The 16,112-nt window shown below is 68.1% G+C and carries 19 protein-coding genes; 8 read left to right on the top strand and 11 right to left on the bottom strand.

What is annotated here, in order from left to right; genetic code table 11:
- Positions 1-110 precede the first annotated feature (110 nt).
- The 5 genes from def to truA all read left to right on the top strand — a co-directional run bounded on the left by def (position 111) and on the right by truA (position 3,838).
- Entirely contained in the window at positions 111-629 is a 519-nt protein-coding gene (def, locus tag ACVJ6E_RS21355; RefSeq protein WP_120268452.1) for a peptide deformylase, read from the top strand.
- 41 nt (positions 630-670) lie between these two features.
- Positions 671-1,303 carry a MarC family protein gene (locus ACVJ6E_RS21350; protein ID WP_120268453.1) on the top strand — a complete coding sequence of 211 codons (633 nt, stop codon included), beginning with the start codon at positions 671-673 and terminating at the stop codon, positions 1,301-1,303.
- 87 nt (positions 1,304-1,390) lie between these two features.
- Entirely contained in the window at positions 1,391-2,326 is a 936-nt protein-coding gene (gene fmt / locus ACVJ6E_RS21345) for a methionyl-tRNA formyltransferase (protein ID WP_120269207.1), read from the top strand.
- A gap of 96 nt (positions 2,327-2,422) precedes the next feature.
- Positions 2,423-2,950, top strand: coding sequence for a GNAT family N-acetyltransferase (locus ACVJ6E_RS21340; protein ID WP_120268454.1), 528 nt, complete (start codon positions 2,423-2,425; stop codon positions 2,948-2,950).
- Between the two features lie 30 nt (positions 2,951-2,980).
- Positions 2,981-3,838 carry a tRNA pseudouridine(38-40) synthase TruA gene (gene truA, locus ACVJ6E_RS21335; RefSeq protein WP_120268455.1) on the top strand — a complete coding sequence of 286 codons (858 nt, stop codon included), beginning with the start codon at positions 2,981-2,983 and terminating at the stop codon, positions 3,836-3,838.
- Here the strand turns inward: truA and ACVJ6E_RS21330 are convergent.
- From ACVJ6E_RS21330 to ACVJ6E_RS21320, 3 genes are all read right to left on the bottom strand, one after another.
- Complete coding sequence (locus ACVJ6E_RS21330) at positions 3,751-4,668, bottom strand: DUF2189 domain-containing protein (protein WP_120268456.1); 918 nt, start codon at positions 4,666-4,668, stop codon at positions 3,751-3,753. The genes truA and ACVJ6E_RS21330 overlap by 88 nt on opposite strands.
- Before the next feature lie 140 nt (positions 4,669-4,808).
- Complete coding sequence (dapE, locus tag ACVJ6E_RS21325) at positions 4,809-5,981, bottom strand: succinyl-diaminopimelate desuccinylase (protein ID WP_491676527.1); 1,173 nt, start codon at positions 5,979-5,981, stop codon at positions 4,809-4,811.
- Between the two features lie 55 nt (positions 5,982-6,036).
- Positions 6,037-6,465, bottom strand: coding sequence for a DUF805 domain-containing protein (locus tag ACVJ6E_RS21320; RefSeq protein WP_120268458.1), 429 nt, complete (start codon positions 6,463-6,465; stop codon positions 6,037-6,039).
- A 205-nt stretch (positions 6,466-6,670) separates the two neighbouring features.
- Between ACVJ6E_RS21320 and ACVJ6E_RS21315 the strand changes: the two genes are divergently transcribed.
- Positions 6,671-7,336 carry a class I SAM-dependent methyltransferase gene (locus ACVJ6E_RS21315; RefSeq protein ID WP_199681134.1) on the top strand — a complete coding sequence of 222 codons (666 nt, stop codon included), beginning with the start codon at positions 6,671-6,673 and terminating at the stop codon, positions 7,334-7,336.
- A gap of 42 nt (positions 7,337-7,378) precedes the next feature.
- Here ACVJ6E_RS21315 and dapD read toward each other — a convergent pair whose 3' ends face one another.
- The gene (gene dapD, locus ACVJ6E_RS21310; RefSeq protein WP_067339890.1) at positions 7,379-8,239 is read right to left on the bottom strand and encodes a 2,3,4,5-tetrahydropyridine-2,6-dicarboxylate N-succinyltransferase; all 861 of its coding nucleotides are present in this window, start codon (positions 8,237-8,239) and stop codon (positions 7,379-7,381) included.
- Between the two features lie 164 nt (positions 8,240-8,403).
- Here dapD and ACVJ6E_RS21305 point away from each other — a divergent pair, with 164 nt between their 5' ends.
- Positions 8,404-9,309 carry an EamA family transporter gene (locus ACVJ6E_RS21305; RefSeq protein ID WP_120269208.1) on the top strand — a complete coding sequence of 302 codons (906 nt, stop codon included), beginning with the start codon at positions 8,404-8,406 and terminating at the stop codon, positions 9,307-9,309.
- Between the two features lie 34 nt (positions 9,310-9,343).
- On the opposite strand, the gene ACVJ6E_RS21300 is transcribed toward ACVJ6E_RS21305, so the two are convergent.
- The 4 genes from ACVJ6E_RS21300 to ACVJ6E_RS21285 all read right to left on the bottom strand — a co-directional run bounded on the left by ACVJ6E_RS21300 (position 9,344) and on the right by ACVJ6E_RS21285 (position 12,518).
- Positions 9,344-9,868, bottom strand: coding sequence for an alkylphosphonate utilization protein (locus ACVJ6E_RS21300; protein WP_120268459.1), 525 nt, complete (start codon positions 9,866-9,868; stop codon positions 9,344-9,346).
- Positions 9,869-10,039: 171 nt separating this feature from the next.
- The gene (locus tag ACVJ6E_RS21295) at positions 10,040-11,056 is read right to left on the bottom strand and encodes a zinc-binding alcohol dehydrogenase family protein (RefSeq protein ID WP_120268460.1); all 1,017 of its coding nucleotides are present in this window, start codon (positions 11,054-11,056) and stop codon (positions 10,040-10,042) included.
- A gap of 5 nt (positions 11,057-11,061) precedes the next feature.
- A complete protein-coding gene (locus tag ACVJ6E_RS21290; protein ID WP_120268461.1) occupies positions 11,062-11,418 on the bottom strand; it encodes a cupin domain-containing protein in 357 nt (118 codons plus the stop codon).
- On the bottom strand, positions 11,415-12,518 hold the full coding sequence (locus ACVJ6E_RS21285) for an alkene reductase (protein ID WP_120268462.1): 1,104 nt from the start codon (positions 12,516-12,518) through the stop codon (positions 11,415-11,417). The genes ACVJ6E_RS21290 and ACVJ6E_RS21285 overlap by 4 nt, the downstream gene beginning before the upstream one ends.
- Before the next feature lie 132 nt (positions 12,519-12,650).
- Here ACVJ6E_RS21285 and ACVJ6E_RS21280 point away from each other — a divergent pair, with 132 nt between their 5' ends.
- Positions 12,651-13,571 (top strand): LysR family transcriptional regulator, encoded by a 921-nt coding sequence (locus ACVJ6E_RS21280; RefSeq protein ID WP_097175653.1) that lies wholly within the window; start codon positions 12,651-12,653, stop codon positions 13,569-13,571.
- Here the strand turns inward: ACVJ6E_RS21280 and ACVJ6E_RS21275 are convergent.
- Genes ACVJ6E_RS21275 through argB form a run of 3 tightly spaced genes read right to left on the bottom strand, consistent with a single transcriptional unit; the run spans position 13,531 to position 16,094 of the window.
- The gene (locus ACVJ6E_RS21275) at positions 13,531-14,430 is read right to left on the bottom strand and encodes a DUF817 domain-containing protein (protein WP_120268463.1); all 900 of its coding nucleotides are present in this window, start codon (positions 14,428-14,430) and stop codon (positions 13,531-13,533) included. The genes ACVJ6E_RS21280 and ACVJ6E_RS21275 overlap by 41 nt on opposite strands.
- 15 nt (positions 14,431-14,445) lie before the next feature.
- Positions 14,446-15,183: a pyrimidine 5'-nucleotidase gene (locus ACVJ6E_RS21270; protein ID WP_120268464.1), complete on the bottom strand. Its 738-nt coding sequence runs from the start codon at positions 15,181-15,183 to the stop codon at positions 14,446-14,448.
- Positions 15,180-16,094, bottom strand: a complete 915-nt coding sequence (argB, locus tag ACVJ6E_RS21265; RefSeq protein ID WP_371811344.1) for an acetylglutamate kinase — start codon at positions 16,092-16,094, stop codon at positions 15,180-15,182. The genes ACVJ6E_RS21270 and argB overlap by 4 nt, the downstream gene beginning before the upstream one ends.
- Positions 16,095-16,112: the final 18 nt, after the last annotated feature.

Genomic DNA, 16,112 nt, shown 5'->3' with positions numbered 1-16,112 from the left:
GCGCGCATGACGCCGGCGGCTCTCTCGCAGGGGCCGTAAACCGCGGAAATCGTGCGTTCCGGGCGCATCCGCGCGTTGACGCGGGCGGCCTTCTCCCATATTTCAGCACCATGACGAAACGAGACATCATCATCCTGCCGGATCCCAAGCTGCGCCTGGTCAGCGAGCCGGTCGCCAGCGTCGACGACGCGGTGCGCCAGCTGGCCGACGACATGCTGGAAACCATGTACGACGCGCCGGGCATCGGGCTGGCCGCGATCCAGATCGGCGTGCCGACGCGCATGCTGGTGCTGGATGTGGCGCGCGAGGGCGAGACGCCCGCTCCGATGGTGGTGATCAACCCCGAGATCGTCTGGGAATCCGACGAGCGCTCCGTCTATCAGGAAGGCTGCCTGTCGATCCCGGAATATTACGAGGACGTGGAGCGGCCGCAGCGCATCGGCCTGCGCTTCCTCGACCGCGAGGGCGCGCAGCGCGAGATCGAGGCCGACGGCCTGCTCGCCACCTGCCTGCAGCACGAGATCGACCACCTGAACGGCGTGCTGTTCATCGACCACATTTCCAAGCTGAAGCGCGACCGCGTCGTGAAGAAGTTCCAGAAGCAGGCGCGGCTGACCGAAAAGGCCTGAGCCGCGCTGCAGCCTGAACCTGCGACCCGGGAGCCGGACGCATGGACATCGCCTTCTTCCTCAAGGTCTTCGCGGCGCTTTTCGCGATCATGAGCCCGGTCGCCAACCTGCCGGTGTTCCTGGCGCTGACCGGCGACCGTGATGCCGCCGGCAAGCGCGCCGTCGCCCTGACCGCAACGCTCGGCCTCGTTGCCGGCTCGCTCGTCGTCTTCTTCGGCGGCGAGGCGCTGCTGTCGCTGTTCGGCATCAGCATCGACGGCTTTCGCCTGGCCGGCGGGCTGCTGATCCTGCTGATCGCCCTGTCCATGCTGCATGGCGGCGAAAGCAGCGCGCAGGCCGGCACGGACGCAGAAAAGCAGCATCACCAGAGCGTCGACAATCCGGGCATCTACCCCTTGACCGTGCCGATGCTGCTGGGGCCCGGCTCGATCTCGACCATCGTCATCTTCCGCGAGCAGGCGAGCGGAGCGGGGCAGCAGGTCGCCCTGGTGGCGGCGCTCGCCGCCATGGTCGCCGTGCTCTCGGTCACCTTTCTCGCCGCGCCGCTGCTGGCGCGGGTTCTGGGTCGCACCGCGATCAGCATCATGAGCCGGCTGATGGGCATGATCCTGGCTGCCATCGCCATGGAGATGATGGTGACGAGCCTCAAGGCCCTGTTGCCCGGTCTTGCATGAAGCGCCTCGCATGAAGCGCCTCGCCTGATACGTTCAAAGCCCTGAAAGCCGAGCCCCGCTCGCCCGTTCGAAGGAGAAATCATGACCTTGCGCATCGTCTTCATGGGAACGCCGGAGTTTTCCGTTCCGACCTTGATGGAGATCGTCGGCCAGGGTCACGATGTCGTCGCCTGCTACACCCAGCCGCCGCGCAAGGCGGGCCGGGGCATGGAGGAGCGCAAGTCGGCGGTGCATCAGGCAGCGGAGACGCTGGGCATTCCTGTGCGCTGCCCGCAATCGCTGAAAAGCGAGGAGGAGCGCGCCGCCCTTGCCGAGCTCGCCCCCGATGCGGCCGTCGTCGTCGCCTACGGCCTGTTGCTGCCGCAGGCGGTGCTCGACATTCCGGTGCATGGCTGCCTCAACCTGCATGCCTCGCTGCTGCCGCGCTGGCGCGGTGCGGCCCCGATCAACCGCGCGATCATGGCCGGCGACGCGGAAACCGGCGTCGAGGTGATGCGCATGGAAGCCGGGCTCGACACCGGTCCGGTCTACATGGCCGAAAAGCTGGCGATCGGACAGGACATGACGGCCGGCGAGCTGCACGATCGCCTGTCGGTTCTGGGCGCCGACCTGATGGTGCGCGCGCTCGCCGCCCTGCCGCGCGGCGGCCTGGTGCCGACGCCCCAGGCGGAGGAGGGCGTCACCTACGCCCGCAAGCTCGACAAGGCCGAGACGCGGATCGACTGGACGCGGCCGGCCCGCGAGGTGCACGACCATGTACGCGGGCTCTCGCCCTTTCCCGGTGCCTGGTGCGAGGTGGAGATTTCGGGGCGCAGCGAGCGGGTGAAGGTGCTGCGCAGCGCGCTGGACGAGAGCGCCTCGGGCGAACCGGGCACGCTGCTTTCCGCCGGCGACGAGCTACTGGTCGCCTGCGGCAGCGGCGCGGTGCGTCTGGTGCAGCTGCAGCGTGCCGGTAAGAAGCCGATGCCGGCCGCCGAGTTCCAGCGCGGCGCCCAGCTCAGCGCCGGCACCCGGCTTTCGTGAACGGGGTCATCCATCGCCAAGCGGCCGCCGGGCAGGCTATGATGTCGGCCAAAGCAGATCACTGTCAGGTGCCGCAAGGCCGAACGGACCATTCAGATGACCCATCCCGCGCTTGAACCCCAGATCCGTCCCGCCACGCCCGCCGACGAGGCGGACATTTCGCTCGTCACCGCCACCGCCTTTGGCCAGGAGGGCGAGGCACGGCTGGTCGACGAGCTGCGCTCCTGCGGCGCATTGGTGCTCGAGCTGGTGGCGGTCGACCGGGACGGGCGCGTCGTCGGTCATGTCGCCTTCTCGCGGGTGACGGGAGCGGGCGCCGGGCACCGTCTTGCCATCTCGTGTCTGGCGCCGGTCTCGGTGAGCCCCGACCGGCAGCGCGGCGGCGTCGGCTCGGCGCTGATCCGCGCCGGGGTCACAGCCTTGCGCGAGCAGGGCGAGGACCTGGTGCTGGTGCTGGGACCGCCCGCCTATTACCCGCGCTTCGGCTTCGACGTGGAGCTTGCGAAAAAGGTCGCGGGCCCCTATGCGGGGGCAGCCTTCCAGGCGCTGGCGCTGACCGAGGCCGCACGGGCGGCCCTGCCGATCGAGGTCACCTTCGCCACGCCCTTCGAGGCCTTCGAGTAACCGCGACAACCGGCGAGCCGTTTTCGTTCCATGCCCCGCTACAAGCTGACAGTCGACTATGACGGCCGCCCTTTCGTGGGCTGGCAGAGGCAGGACAACGGTCCCTCCGTGCAGGGGGTGATCGAGCGGGCGGTGAAGGCGTTTTCCGGCGAGACGGTGACCATCGGCGGCGCGGGGCGCACCGATTCCGGCGTGCATGCGACCGGGCAGGTGGCCCATCTCGATCTGGAAAAGGACTGGCCGGCGGCCACCGTGCTGGGCGCGCTCAACTTCCACTGCCTGCCCGATCCGGTGGCGATCCTCGCCTGCGAGAAGATGTATGAAGGCTTCGACGCCCGCTTTTCCGCGATCCGCCGGCACTACCGCTATCGCATCGTCAACCGGCTGGCGCCGCTGACCCACGACCTGGGGCTGGCCTGGCACGTGAAGAAGCCGCTCGATGCGGCGGCGATGCACGAGGCGGCGCAGGTCTTTGTCGGCCATCACGACTTCACCACCTTCCGCCATTCGCGCTGCCAGGCGAAGAGCCCGTGGAAGACGCTGGAAGCCTTCAGCGTGCGCCGCGAGGGGGAGAGCATCATCGCCGAGTGCTCGTCGCGCTCCTTCCTGCACAACCAGGTACGCTCGATGGTCGGCACGCTGCGGCTGGTCGGCGAGGGTCGCTGGGGGCCGGAGGATGTCGCAAAGGCGCTGGCGGCGTGCAACCGCGAGGCCTGCGGCCCGGTGGCGCCGCCCGACGGGCTCTACTTGACACAGGTCGACTATCGCCCGGCGGAAGAGGACGCGGTCTCGCTTGCCGCCTATCGTGCCGGGCTTGCCGCCGGTGCGGGGGAAGCTGTTGTCGAGGATGGCGACGAGGCGGTCGGGGACGTGGTCTCGGGCGACTGAAGGCCGGCCTCGTCCTCCTGCGGGGCGGGCGGCACCAGCTTGCGATAGAGATGCCAGGTGGTGTGGCCGAGCACCGGCAGGGCGACGAGCAGCCCGGCGAACAGCGGCAGCATCGACACGATCAGCGTCGCGGTGACGACCAGCGCCCAGCCGATCATCGGCTTCGGGCTGGTGACGACCGCGCGCACGCTGGTGATCATCGCGGTGATGAAGTCGACGTCCCGGTCGAGCAGCATCGGGAAGGAGACGACGGTCAGCGAGAACAGGATGATCGACAGCACCGCGCCGATGGCATTGCCGATGACCAGGAACATCAGGCCTTCCGGCGTCGTCACCACCACCTCGACGAAGGCGCCGAAGGAGGCGAACGACTTGAAGCCGAGGAACAGGGCGAGCAGCAGCCGCACCTGATACATCCACATGATCTGGACGAAGAGCACGACGAAGGCCATCCAGGCGATCTCGCGCTTGCGCTGCGCCCAGATGACGCCGAGGACGCCCGGCCAGTCGAGCGGCTCACCCGTCTCCAGCCGGCGGCTGACCTCGTAGAGGCCGACGGCGATGAACGGGCCGATCAGCCCGAAGCCGATCGCCAGCGGATAGCTGAGATAGCTCATGTGCAGGGCGGAGGCGGTGAGCAGCACCAATATGCCGCCGAGGGCATAGACCGCGCCGAAGAACAGGCCGAAGCGCGGCGCCTTGCGGAAGTCGCGCATGCCCGCGCCGAGCGCATCGACGATGGCATCGAAGCCGATGGCGTTGACCCGCGTCGGGTCCGGCCGCCGCACGGGCTGCCCCTCGCTCGCGCTGTTGCCCTGTTCGCCCGTCATTGCCTGCCTCCCCTCGCATTCTTGTTTCCCGATACTGCAACCGGCAGCTCTACTGAAACAAGAACGCGTGCGCCCGTCACCTTCGCAAAGATACTTGGCGTCAGGTGCTCGCAGTGGGAAAGCGGGGAGAAGCGTGTCGGTTAGCCGGCGAAATAGCTGTCAAGGAAGCGGCGATAGATGGCGGCAAGGCCGTCCAGCTCGGCCAGCGGCACGCGCTCGTCGACCTGGTGCATGGTCTGGCCGACCAGGCCGAACTCGACCACCGGGCAATAGTTCTTGATGAAGCGGGCATCCGAAGTGCCCCCGCCCGTCGACAGCTCCGGCCGGCGGCCGGTCTCCGCTTCCACCGCATCGGCCAGCGCGTCGATCAGCTCCGCATCATGGGTAAGGAAGCTGTCGCTGGAATCGCTGGTGAAATCGAGCTGCCAGTCGCAGGTCAGCCCTTCGACGCCGGCAAGCTCGTTGCGCAGATGCGCCTTCAGGCTGTCCACCGACCAGGTGTCGTTGAAACGGATGTTGAAATTGGCGACCGCCTTGCGCGGGATGACGTTGAAGGCGGTGTTGCCGACATCGACGGTGGTGATCTCCAGGTTCGACGGCTGGAAGCGTTCGTTGCCGGCATCGAGCACGAGAGCGTCGAGGCGGGCGAGCAGCGCCAGCATGTCGGAGACCGGGTTCTTCGCCAGATGCGGATAGGCGACATGGCCCTGCACGCCGGTGACCGTGACGATGCCCGACAGCGAGCCGCGCCGGCCGACCTTGATCGCATCGCCGAGCTGCGCCGGGTTGGTCGGCTCGCCGACGATGCAGGCGTCGAACCTGTGGCCGCGCTCGGCCGCCCATTCCAGCAGCTTGACCGTGCCGTTGATCGCCGGGCCTTCCTCGTCGCCGGTGATCAGGAAGGAGATGCGCCCGTCGAGCGCATCGCCCTTGTCCGCCACATAGGCGATGGCGGCGGCAGCGAAGGCGGCGATGCCGCCCTTCATGTCGACCGCGCCGCGCCCGTGCAGGATGCCGTCCTCGATGCTCCCGTCGAACGGGCCGTGTCGCCAGGCACCCGCATCGCCTGCCGGCACCACGTCGGTATGGCCGGCAAAGGCAAGGTTCGGACCCTTCGTGCCGATGGTGGCGAAGAGGTTTTCCACGTCCGGCGTGCCGCGGTCCGAGAACACCATGCGCTCGACGGTGAAGCCGGCTGCCGTCAGCCGCTCGTCCAGCAACGCGAGCGCGCCGCCCTCGGCCGGTGTCACGGACGGACAGCGCAGCAGGTCGCGGGCAAGGGTGGCGGCGGCAGAAAGGGGCTGGTCGGTCACGGGCAGGCGGCTTTCGGCTGGCAGGGGCTGGAACGGGACAAGGGGGAAGGGGGCGTCAGGTTGGTTTGGCCCAGCGGCTGTTGGGGCGCGGGCCATAGGCGTTCGGCCCCGGCTCGCCCGGCATCAGGCCGAGACCGATGACGAAGAAGAAATTGATCACCGGCACGAAGATCAGCACGGCGAGAAAACCGGTGAGGTTTCGGTCCTGCAGCCGCTTGATGGCAAGCGCGAGAACGACCCAGTGGCTGGCGAACAGCATGTAGGGCAGCAGCGGATGCGAATTGACGAAATCCTCCATCGTCACCACCGCCGTCTGGTCGCCCGGAATCTCCAGGGTCTGCACCCATAGGCTGACCGGGATGGCGAAGACCGCCCACAGGAAGCCGAGCGCCAGCATGTAGGGTTCGCGCGAGACGCGCCCGATCGGACTGAAAAACAGCCAGAACGGCCCCAGCGGGCCCGGATATGCTTGCGGCTGCGACATGAAATTTCCTGGACGGGAGACTGTCTGCTGCCTTCGAAGTAGGCTGCCGGCGGCCGACAATCAAGCCGCTTCCCGGATTGTCCTGCCCATCGCGGCGTTTTGCCTGCCCGTTAATCGGCGGTTATGGGAATGCTGCTACGCAAAAGGCCGTGGTCGGACGTCTGCCCGCACCGCCGACGACGCAAGAACCGCCGGGAGAGTATCCGTGTTCAGCCTTTCGCCCGCCTCCTCCAGCAATGTCTTCCGCAAGCGACGGGTCCAGCGCCTCAAGGCGATGGTCGCCGACCATGTCGCGGCAAAGGGCCGTTGCCGCATCGTCGATCTCGGCGGCACGCCGGAATTCTGGCACGTCTGGCGCGACGAGATGAATTTCGACGGCGTGACCATCACCTGCATCAATCTCGGCTTCACGGCCGAGACGGACGGCAGCCTGCCGATCGAGCTGGTGCATGGCAGCGCCTGCGACCTGCCCGAGCATGCGGACAATTCCTTCGACGTCGCCTTTTCCAATTCGGTGATCGAGCATGTCGGCAGCTGGGCCAACAAGTCGGCCTTCGCCCGCGAGGCGCGGCGGCTGGCGCCGAGCCACATGATCCAGACGCCGAGCTTCTGGTTCCCGATCGAGCCGCATGCGCGCTTCCCGCTGCTGCACTGGCTGCCCGATCCGCTGGTCTACCGGATCCACCTGGCCATGCGCACGGGCTTCTACCCGCGGGCGGCCAATCTCGACGAGGCGATGGTGTCGCTGGAGGATGCGCGCCTGCTGGACGGCCGGCAGATGCGCTATCTCTTCCCGGACTCCGAGCTGGTGACCGAACGGTTCATCGGCCTGCCGAAGTCGCTGATGGCGGTCCGCCACGCCGTCTCCTGACGGCGCGGCGACACGCGGAAGCTTGCTCGACCTTGGCTGCGATCAGGCGCGCAGCAGCTCGTTGATCGAGGTCTTGGAGCGGGTCTTTTCGTCGACGCGCTTGACGATCACCGCGCAGTAGAGGCTCGGGCCCGGCTCGCCGTTCGCCAGCGGCTTGCCCGGCAGCGTGCCGGCGACCACCACCGAATAGGCCGGCACCTCGCCGTAGAAGACCTCGCCGGTGGCGCGGTCGACGATCTTGGTCGACTGGCCGATGAACACGCCCATGCCGAGCACCGCGCCCTCGCGGACGATGCAGCCCTCGACGACTTCCGAGCGGGCGCCGATGAAGCAGTTGTCCTCGATGATCACCGGGCCGGCCTGAAGCGGCTCGAGCACGCCGCCGATGCCGACGCCGCCCGACAGGTGGACGTTGCGGCCGATCTGGGCGCAGGAGCCGACGGTCGCCCAGGTGTCGACCATGGTGCCTTCGCCGACATGGGCGCCGAGATTGACGAAGGACGGCATCAGAACGACGTTCTTGGCGATATGCGCCGAGCGGCGGACGATGGCGCCCGGCACCGCACGGAAGCCGGCCTCCTCGAAGTCGACGCCGCGCCAGCCGTCGAACTTGGACGGCACCTTGTCCCACCAGGTGGCATCGCCCGGACCGCCCTTGATGATCTCCATCGGGTTGAGGCGGAAGGACAGCAGCACCGCCTTCTTCAGCCACTGGTTCACGACCCAGTCGCCGCCCTCGGCCTTCTCCGCCACCCGCGCATGGCCGCGGTCCATCAGGTCGAGCGCGGCGTTCACCGCGTCGCGCACCGCACCCGTGGTCTGGGCGTTGATCGTGTCGCGGTCCTCGAAGGCGGCGTCGATGATGGAGGCGAGCTTCGCCTTGTCGGTATTGGCAGTGGTCATGCGCGCAGGTCTCCGGAGAATGTGTCTGGGAAAGCGTCGGAATTCTTCGCGCGGACCTAAGCGCCGCTCCTTCGCGAAGTCAAGGCCGGGCGGGCGGCGCGGGGGACCGGCCACTCGGCATTTTTGCCTGTTCCGTCCCGGCCGCTTCATGTATGTGGCAGCGCATGGACTTGTGGATCCCCATCACGGTTTTCGCCGCCTTCTGCCAGAACGCCCGATCCGCCCTGCAACGCCACTTCACGGCGCGGCTCGGCACGACCGGCGCCACCTTCGTGCGCTTCGGCTACGGCGTTCCCTTCGCGCTGCTCTACCTTGCCGGGCTTCATGTCGTCGGCGGCATGCCGCTGCCCGAGCCGAACGCCTCCTTCGCGATCTTCGGCATGATCGGCGGCATCGCGCAGATCCTGGCGACCTTCCTGCTGGTCTACCTGTTTTCGCTGAGAAACTTCGTCGCCGGCACGGCCTATTCCAAGACCGAGCCGGTGCAGGCGGCGATCTTCGGCCTGGTGCTGCTGGGCGAGACGATCACGCCGCTGGCGGGCGTCGCCATCGCCGTCGGCGTGGTCGGCGTGATCTTCGTGTCGCTGGCCGGAAAGCCGGTGAGCGCGGGCGCGCTGCTGACGGCGCTGACCGGGCGGCCGGCGCAGATCGGCCTTGCCTCCGCGGCGATGTTCGGCATTTCGGCGGTGTGCTACCGCGCCGCCTCGCTGGCGCTGGGCGGTCCGGGTTTCCTGATGCAGGCAGGCTTCACGCTGGCCTTCGTCACCGCATTCCAGACGCTGGCCATGGTCGCCTGGATGAGCCTGCGCGAGCCGGACCAGCTGCGCGCCAGCCTGACCCACTGGCGCGGCGCCGTCTGGGTGGGGCTGGTGGGCGTTGCCGGCTCGGCCGGCTGGTTCACCGCCATGACGCTGGAAAAGGTCGCCTATGTGCGCGCGCTCGGGCAGGTGGAGCTGATCTTCACCTTCATCGTCTCGTGGTGGTTCTTCCGCGAGAAGCTGATGCCGGGCGAAATCGTCGGCACGGTGCTGATTGCCGGCGGCATCGTGCTGCTGCTGCTGGGCACCTGAGGGGCTCGGGAACCGGCCCCTCCGGAAACCCGGCTCAGGCCTTCTTGACGAACTGGCAGAGGATGACGATCCGCTGGCCCTCGACCTTGCCTTCCAGATGGTTGGCATTGTCGGGGACGAGGGCGATCTTGCGCACCGCCGTGCCGCGCTTGGCGGTGAAGCCCGCGCCCTTGACCGGCAGGTCCTTGATCAATGTGACGGTGTCGCCGGACGCCAGCACCGTGCCGTTGCAGTCGACATGGACGATGGCGTCCTCGCCGTGTGCTGCGCCGCTGCCTTCCTCGGCCCAGGCCAGAACGTCCGGCTCCAGCCAGGCGATCTCCAGCGCCTCGCGTGCCCAGGGCGCCTCCGGCAGGCCCTTCAGCAGGCGCCAGGCCAGAACCTGAACCGCCGGCTCGGGGCTCCAGATCGCCTCATTGAGACACCGCCAGTGCGGCCCGTCCTGCGGCCCTTCCTCCACGCCCGCCCGGCAAACCGGGCAAAGCGGCACGCTGTCTTCGCGCGGGGTCACGGCAAAGGCGGACGCGCCTTCGGCATTGCAAAGGGCACAAGATGTCATGGGATGTCCTGTCGGCGGAGCATGGAAGAGAGGTCACAGGTGGCATAGGCCACCGGCGGCGCCGCGTCCAGCCGCACGAGCAGCGACACTTTTTCGCGAGCCGGCGTTTCCGGCTCGTCAGGACTTCAGGGCCGGCGCCGGCAACCCGGCAACCGGCCCGTCCTGTCCGGGCTAGCCGGCGAACCCTTCCACGACGATCTTGCCGCGCGCCGTGCCGGTCTCGATGCGCCGGTGCGCCTCGCGCAGGGTGCTGGCGTTGATCGGCGAGAGCGTTTCGGCGAGCGTGGTGCGCAGCCGGCCCGCGTCGATCTCGCCCGCGACGAAGGTCAGCAGCCGGTGCTGCTCGATCATGTCGGGCGTTGTGAACATCGCGCGGGTGAACATCAGCTCCCAGTGCAGGCTCGCCGCCTTGGTCTTCATCTGCTCCATCGGCATGGGCAGATGCGTGTCGTCGATGGTGACGATGGAGCCCTGCGGCCGGATCAGCTCGACCGCATCAAGCCAGTGACGCATGTCGTTGAAGATCGCCACATGGTCGACATGCTCGATCCCGAGCGCGCGGACCTGCGGGGCCAGCGGCTCGCGGTGGCTGACCACGTGGTCAGCGCCGAGCTCTCGCACCCAGGCGACGGTTTCCGGGCGCGAGGCGGTGGCGATCACCGTCAGCCCGGCGCGCTTGGCCAGCTGGATGCCGATGGAGCCGACGCCGCCGGCCCCGCCGATGATCAGGATCGACCGTCCCGCATCCGCCCCGTCCCGGTCGATGCGCAGCCGGTGGAAGAGGGACTCGTAGGCGGTGATGGTGGTGAGCGGCAGGGCCGCCGCCTCGGCGAAGGACAGGCTCGACGGCTTGCGGCCGACGATGCGCTCGTCCACCAGATGGAACTCCTGGTTCGTGCCGGGCCGGGTGATGTCGCCGGCGTAGTAGACCTCGTCGCCGGGCTGGAACAGCGTGACGTCGGGGCCGACCGCCTCGACCACGCCGCTGGCGTCGTAGCCGATGATGCGCGGGGCGTCCTCCACCTTGTCCTTGGGCGAGCGGACCTTGGTGTCGACGGGATTGACGGCGACGGCGCGCACGGCGACGAGGATGTCGCGGCCCTGCGGCTCGGGCTTGGGCAGGTCGAGATCGATCAGCGACTGCGGATCGTCGATGGGCAGATAGCGGGTGAAGCCGACGGCTTTCATGCTCGTCATCCTTGTGGGTGCGGATCGAACTCGGCAGTGACGAAGACAAGCTCTGCCGTGCCGGTATTGGTCAGGTCGTGGACGAAAGTCTTGTGCGGGCCGAGATCGGGAAAATATCTCGTGTCGCCGGCCTGGTAGGTGACGTCGGCAACGCTGCCGTCGCCGTAGCGCGAGCGCCCCTGGCCGGCGGTCAGGGCGGTCCAGAAATACGGCCGGTCATGACGGTGCGCGGCAAGCGTCTCGCCGGGCGCAAGGCGCAGGTGCCAGACCCGCATGCCGCGGTCTTCCAGCACCAGGGCCGTACCGATTCGGCCGTTGGCCATGCCGGCCGCGATTTCGGCGTTGGAGAGCGGCATAGTCATGCTGCCGCCTCCCAGGCCGGATAGGTCGAATAGCCCTGCGCATCGCCGCCGAACAGCGTGGCCGGGTCGAACTGCGCAAGCGGCAGGTTCTCGCGCAAGCGCCGCGGCAGGTCGGGATTGGCGATGAACGGGCGGCCGAAGCCGACGAGATCGGCATGGCCGGCGGCAAGGATCGCCTGCGCGCGGGCGAGGTCATAGCGGCCGGCGACGATGATGCGGCCCGAATAGGCCTCGCGCAGCGCGATGCGGAAGCTGTCCGGCGTCTCGGGCGCATCGTCCCAGTCGGCTTCCGCCAGATGGATATAGGCAAGGCCGATCCGGTCGATCTCGCGCGCGGCCATCAGCATGGTCGGCATGATCTCGTCGTCGGCCATGCCGCGCTGGGTGATGACCGGCGACAGGCGAAGACCGGTGCGGGCAGGGCCGATGGCGCCGGCCACCGCCTCCGCGACATCGACGAGGAAGCGGATGCGGTTTTCCTGCGAGCCGCCGTAGCGGTCGGCGCGCAGGTTCGACGAACGGCGCAGGAACTGGTCGATCAGGTAGCCGTTGGCGCCGTGGATCTCGACGCCGTCGAACCCGGCGGCCACGGCGTTTTCCGCAGCGCGCGCATAGTCGGCGACGATGCCGGCGATCTCGTCGCTTTCCAGCGCTCGCGGCACCGGGCAGTCGGCCATGCCGGCCTCGCCGGTGGCCGGATCGACGATCCAGACCTTTGCATCGGGCGCCAATGCGGACGGGGCGACCGGCTTGCCATCGGCATGGAAGATCTCGTGGCTCATCCGCCCGACATGCCAGAGCTGCAGGAAGATGCGCCCGCCGGCCGCATGGACGGCATCGGTCACCAGCCGCCAGCCGGCGATCTGCTCGGGCGAGTGGATGCCGGGGGTGAAGGAATAGCCCTGGCCCTGGGGCGAGATCTGCGTGGCCTCGCTGACGATCAGCGCCGCGCCGGCGCGCTGGGCGTAGTAGTCGGCCATCATCGCGTTGGGCACGTTGCCGGGCTGGGTGGTGCGGGCGCGGGTCATCGGCGCCATGGCGATGCGGTGCGGCAGCGTCAGCTCGCCTAGGGTCAGGGGATCGAACAGGTTGGATGTCACGGCTGGGTGCCTCCTGGACGTCGGAAAAGGATGCGGAACGGGTCCGCACGGTTCGTCCCGGATCTAGTCCTTGCGGCGATTTCGGATAATCGGCTAGCATCCGAAATTATAATTCGGGAGAACCGAATAAATATGCTCGACAACCTGGCACTGTTCCTGAGGATCGTCGAAAAGGGCGGCCTTGCCGCCGGCGGCCGCGATCTCGGCCTGTCGCCGGCCACCGTCTCCGAGCGGCTGGCTGCACTGGAGCGGCAATATGGCGCGACGCTGTTGCTGCGCACCACGCGGCGGATCGCCCTGACCGACGAGGGGGCGGTGCTGGTGGAGGGCGCGCGGCGGCTGCTGGCCGAGGCGGCGGAACTGCAGGACCGCATCCGCTACGGGGCGGAGCGGATTTCCGGCCCGATCCGCATGAGCGCGCCGGAGGATCTCGGCCGCCGGCGCATCGTGCCGATCCTCGATGCGTTTCTCGAGGAACATCCGGATGTGACCATCGATCTCGACCTGACCGACGGTTATGTCGATCTCGTCGGCCGGGGGATCGACCTGGCGGTGCGCCATGGCACGCTCGCCGACAGCACGCTGCGCGCGCGCTCGCTCGGCGGCAACCGGCGCGCGGTCTGCGCCTCGCCCGCCTATCTGGCGGCGCACGGGGCGCCGGAGCATCCGCAGGATCTCGCCCGGCACGACTGCATCCTGATGCGCTTCGGCGGCAATCTCGATCGGGAATGGCCGTTCCTCATCGACGGCGAGATCCGCAGGGTCGCGGTGCGCGGCCGGCGCGTCGCCAATGATGGCGGCCTCGTGCGGGAATGGTGCCGGCAGGGGCGGGGGATCGCGCTGAAGTCGATCCGCGACGTCGACGAGGATCTGGCGAGCGGGGCGCTGGTGGAGCTGCTGGAGGGCTACGCGGCCGGCGGCACGGCGCTGCAGATCGTCTATCCGCAAGGCACGGTGCAGCCGCGCCGGGTGCGCGTGCTGATCGAGCGGCTGGCGAGCGAGTTGTCGGTGTTCACCGATCCGCGGCCGCAGGCTCCCGGCGCGGACGGTTGACCAGCGACACCAGCACGAAGGAGATGATCATCAAGAGCACCCAGGCGTTCAGCTTGGCGATGGAAACCAGCGTCCAGCCGTTGGCCTGGTCCGGATAGCTCCAGGCGCGGGCGAAGGTGCCGATGTTCTCCGCCAGCCAGATGAACAGCGCCACGAGGAAGAAGCCGAGCACCAGGGGCATGCGGTGCCGGTAGCGATAGACCGAATAGTGCACCCAGGTCCGCCCGTAGAGAAGGAACAGGGCGGCGAACAGGCCGAGCCGGATGTCGACCGTGTAGTGGTGGGTGAAGAAGTTCACATAGATCGCCAGCGCGAAGAGCCATGTGGTCCACAGCGGCGGATAGTGCGAATAGGCGAAGTCGAAGATCCGCGACACGCGCGCGAGATAGCTGCCGACCGCTGCATACATGAAGCCGGAAAACAGCGGTACGCCGCCGATCCGGAAGAAGCTCTCCTCCGGATAGACCCAGGACCCGGCGGCCGTCTTGAACACCTCCATCGCCGTGCCGACGACATGGAAGATCAGGATGACCTTGGCCTCGTCGAGGGTCTCGAACCGGGCGGCGAGCAGCCAGACCTGGATCGCCAGCGCGGCGAGGAAGAGAAAGTCGTAGCGCGCAAGCCCGACCGCTTCCGGATACCAGAAGCGGGTGGCGAGGATCAGCGCCAGCAGCAGCGCGCCGTAGATGCAGGCATAGGCCTGCTTGACGCCGAAGGCCAGGAACTCGACCCCGGCCCGCGCCAGGACCCCGCCGCCGAGGCGCCGGTAGACGAAGGGCAGGGTCCGGTGCAGGGCCTGCTCCGTACGGGAGGCCGCATTGGTCGGCCGCGCGAGCCGGCGCACAAGGTCAAGTCGCATCGCCCGTCTCCGCGCTCAGGCGTTCATCGCCCCGTGCACCGCGTTTAGGAACCCGGTCAGGTCGTCGGTGACGAAGTCGACATGGGGGGCGTTCTGCCCCTCCATCTCCCACTCCTCGCGGAAGACGCCGCGCGTGCCCTCGGGCACCAGAAGCACCGAGCGCATGCCGAGCTTGTGCGGCACCTGGAGATTGCGGGCGAGATCCTCGAACATCGCCGCGCGCGCCGGCGAGACGCCGGTCTTTTCCAGGAAGCGGTTGTAGGTCTCCAGATTCGGCTTGGGCAGCAGGCCGGCGGCGACGATGTCGAAGATGTCGTCGAAATGCTCGGAAATCCCGAGCCGGGCCGCGGTGCGCTCCGCATGCGGCCGGTCGCCGTTGGTGAAGATGTACTTCCTGCCCGGCAGCCGCGCGATCGCCACGCCCAGGTCCGGATTGGGCTGGACCGGCGAATAGTCGATGTCGTGGACATATTCCAGGAAGGCGTCGGGTTCGATCCGGTGCTCGATCATCAGCCCGCGCAAGGTCGTGCCGTAATCGCGGTAGAACGCCTTCTGCTTCGCCCGTGCCTCGTCCGCCCCCAGCCCGAGGTGACGCGCGATATAGTCGGAGATGCGCGCGTCGATCTGCGAGAACAGGTCGGAGCTCGGCGGATAGAGCGTGTTGTCGAGGTCGAAGACCCACGCCTCCACGCCCATGAAGACCCGAAGATCCTGCTCGTGCGCGTGGGGGCCTTCGCCTGCCGTGATGCTCATGGACGCAGCAAGGTCCCGGCGCCCTGGTCGGTGAACAGCTCCAGAAGCACCGCGTGCGGCACTTTGCCGTTGAGGATGACGACGCCCTCGACGCCGCGCTCCAGCGCCTCGATGCAGGTCTCGACCTTCGGGATCATGCCGCCGGAGATCGTGCCGTCCTCGATCAGCGCGCGCGCCTGCGAGACCGTGAGCTCCTTGATCAGCTTGCCGTTGGCGTCGAGCACGCCCGGAACGTCCGTGAGGAACAGCAGCCGCTTGGCATCGAGCGCGCCGGCTATGGCGCCGGCGAAGGTGTCGGCATTGATGTTGTAGGTCTCGCCGTCGACGCCGGGGGCAACCGGCGCGACCACCGGGATCAGCTCTTCCTTCATGACCAGGCGCAGCACGGTCGGGTTGACCTCCGCCGGCTCGCCGACGAAGCCGAGGTCGAGGATCTGCTCGATCGCCGAATTGGGATCGCGCACCCGCCGCTGCAGCTTCTCGGCCGTGACCATGTTGCCGTCCTTGCCGCACAGGCCGACCGCCTTGCCGCCCTCGGCATTGATCAGGTGGACGATTTCCTTGTTGATCGAGCCGGCGAGGACCATCTCGACGATCTCGACCGTCGCCTTGTCGGTGACGCGCAGGCCGTTGCGGAACTCGCTCTTGATGCCGAGCCGGTCGAGCATCGTGCCGATCTGCGGGCCGCCGCCATGCACGACCACCGGCAGCACGCCGGCAAGGCGCAGCAGGGTGATGTCGCGGGCGAAGGCATTGCCCAGGGCCGGATCGCCCATGGCGTGGCCGCCGTATTTCACCACCACGACCTGATCGTCGTAGCGCAGCATGTGCGGCAGGGCGGTGGAGATGACCTTGGCGGGATTGATCGGGGCGGTTTCGGTCATGGACGCAGTGGCACCTCGGCTGGACATGAGGAACGGCGGACGGAT

The organism is Stappia sp. G46H5W, from assembly GCF_058448995.1.
The sequence above is the reverse complement of the archived record's forward strand: the minus strand, read 5'-3'. Positions and strand labels throughout refer to the sequence as shown.